The organism is Parvibaculum sp. (assembly GCF_035511255.1).
Classification (GTDB): Bacteria; Pseudomonadota; Alphaproteobacteria; order Parvibaculales; family Parvibaculaceae; genus Parvibaculum.
Genome location: NZ_DATKFR010000312.1, coordinates 1 through 2570 on the forward strand (window position 1 = coordinate 1; position 2570 = coordinate 2570).

Sequence of the window (2570 nt, forward strand, 5' to 3'; positions counted from 1 at the left end):
GCGACCAGGTGCATCTCGTAATCGTGGCGACCGCCGATCGCGGTCTTTGCGGCGGCTTCAATTCGTCGATTTCGCGGCTCGCGCGCGAGCATATCTACAAGCTCCTGCGCGAAGGCAAGACGGTGAAGATCCTCACCGTCGGCCGCAAGGGCCGCGATGCGTTGAAGCGGCTTTTTGGCGACAAGATCGTCAAGAGCTACGAGTTCACCGGCATCCGTTATATCGGTTTCGAGCAGGCGGAAGATATCGCCTCGACCGTGCTCTCGATGTTCGAAGCGGGCGAATTCGATGTCGCAACGCTCTTCTACTCGAAGTTCAAGAATGTCGTGACGCAGATCCCGACCGCGCAGCAGCTGATCCCGGCGACCCTGCCGGCGTCGGCCGAAGGTGGCGCCGATCTGGGTGGCGCCGTTTACGAATACGAGCCCGACGAGGCCGAGATCCTCGCCGATCTTCTGCCGCGCAATCTTGCGGTGCAGATTTTCACGGCGCTTCTCGAAAACGTCGCGGGTGAATTTGGTGCGAAGATGTCCGCGATGGACAATGCGACGCGCAACGCGGGCGAGATGATCAAGAAACTGCAGATCACCTACAACCGTTCGCGTCAGGCGATGATCACCAAAGAACTGATCGAAATCATTTCGGGCGCTGAAGCCCTCTAAAGACGTTCCCGGACGGGAAAGATTAAGGAACTCGCATGAGCAACGCAGTCGGAAAGATCGCCCAAATCATCGGCGCCGTCGTGGACGTGGAGTTCACCGATCATCTGCCGGCCATTCTGAACGCGCTCGAGACGAACAATGGCGGCAATCGCCTCGTTCTCGAAGTCGCGCAGCACCTCGGTGAAAACACGGTCCGCACGATCGCCATGGACACGACCGAGGGTCTGACCCGCGGCCAGGAAGTGCGCGATACCGGTTCGGCGATCTCCGTGCCGGTCGGCGAAGGCACGCTCGGCCGCATCATCAACGTCATCGGCGAGCCGGTGGACGAAGCGGGCCCGGTCAAGGCCGACGCGACCCGCACGATCCATCAGGACGCGCCGCCCTTCGTCGAGCAGTCGACGGAAGCCGAAATGCTCGTCACCGGCATCAAGGTTGTCGATCTTCTCGCGCCTTATGCGCGCGGCGGCAAGATCGGCCTTTTCGGCGGCGCCGGCGTGGGCAAGACCGTGCTCATCCAGGAGCTCATCAACAACATCGCGAAGGCCCATGGCGGCTATTCGGTGTTCGCCGGCGTCGGCGAGCGTACGCGCGAAGGCAACGACCTCTATCACGAGATGATCGAGTCCGGCGTCAACAAGGACCCGCATGAAAATGGCGGCAACACCGCCGGTTCGAAATGCGCCCTTGTTTACGGCCAGATGAACGAGCCGCCGGGAGCCCGTGCCCGCGTCGCTCTGACGGGTCTCACCGTCGCCGAGCATTTCCGCGATCAGGGCCAGGACGTTCTCTTTTTCGTCGACAACATCTTCCGCTTCACGCAGGCGGGTTCGGAAGTGTCGGCGCTTCTCGGCCGTATTCCTTCGGCGGTGGGTTACCAGCCGACGCTCGCGACCGACATGGGCGCGCTGCAGGAACGCATCACCACCACAACCAAGGGTTCGATCACCTCGGTGCAGGCGATTTACGTGCCCGCCGACGACTTGACCGACCCGGCGCCCGCGACCTCCTTCGCGCATCTCGATGCGACGACGGTTCTCAATCGCGCGATCTCGGAAAAGGGCATCTATCCCGCCGTCGACCCGCTCGACTCGACCTCGCGCATTCTCGAGCCGCGCGTTGTCGGTCAGGAGCATTACGACACGGCGCGCCGCGTGCAATCGATCCTGCAGCGCTACAAGTCGCTTCAGGACATCATTGCCATTCTCGGCATGGACGAGCTGTCCGAAGAGGACAAGCTCGTCGTTGCCCGCGCCCGCAAGATCGAGCGCTTCCTGTCGCAGCCCTTCTTCGTCGCCGAAGTCTTCACCGGCACGCCCGGCGTGCTCGTCGACGTGAAGGACACCGTGAAGGGTTTCAAGGGCCTTTGCGATGGCGACTACGACCACCTGCCCGAAGCCGCCTTCTACATGGTCGGCACGATCGAAGATGCGATCAAGAAGGCGGAACGTCTGGCGGCTGAAGCGGCCTAAGGGAAGATCGGGATCAGCCTCATGGCCGACAAGCTCCATTTCGACCTCGTTTCGCCCGAGCGGCTTCTCCTGTCGGAGAATGTCGACATGGTGACTGTGCCCGGCAAAGAGGGCGATTTCGGCGTGCTGGCGGGCCACGCGCCCTTCATGACCACGCTGCGCCCCGGCGTCATCAATATCGACGATGAGGGCCGCGGGCAGCGGCGCATCTTCGTGCGCGGCGGCTTTGCCGAAGTGACGCCTGCGGGCCTCACGGTGCTCGCCGAGCACACGATCCCGCTCGAGGAACTCGATCAGGGCAAGCTCGACCTCGAAATCGGCTATGCCGAGGAAGATGTCGCGGACGCCAAGAGCGATGAAGCGCGGCTCGCGGCGCAGGAACGCCTCGACCATCTGAGGCAGCTTCGTCAGGTTCTTTGAGGTCCGAAAAGGCCGA

At 62.5% G+C, this 2570-nt stretch carries 3 protein-coding genes; all 3 read left to right on the forward strand.

The genetic code is table 11. The features are described from left to right. Positions 1 to 662, forward strand: a 662-nt coding sequence (locus tag VMR03_RS12375) for a F0F1 ATP synthase subunit gamma (protein ID WP_325405644.1), incomplete at its 5' end; no start/stop codon positions are given. A gap of 35 nt (positions 663 to 697) precedes the next feature. Continuing rightward, positions 698 to 2134, forward strand: coding sequence for a F0F1 ATP synthase subunit beta (gene atpD / locus VMR03_RS12380; protein ID WP_325405646.1), 1437 nt, complete (start codon positions 698 to 700; stop codon positions 2132 to 2134). Between the two features lie 21 nt (positions 2135 to 2155). Then, positions 2156 to 2554 (forward strand): F0F1 ATP synthase subunit epsilon, encoded by a 399-nt coding sequence (locus tag VMR03_RS12385; protein WP_325405648.1) that lies wholly within the window; start codon positions 2156 to 2158, stop codon positions 2552 to 2554. Positions 2555 to 2570 lie beyond the last annotated feature (16 nt).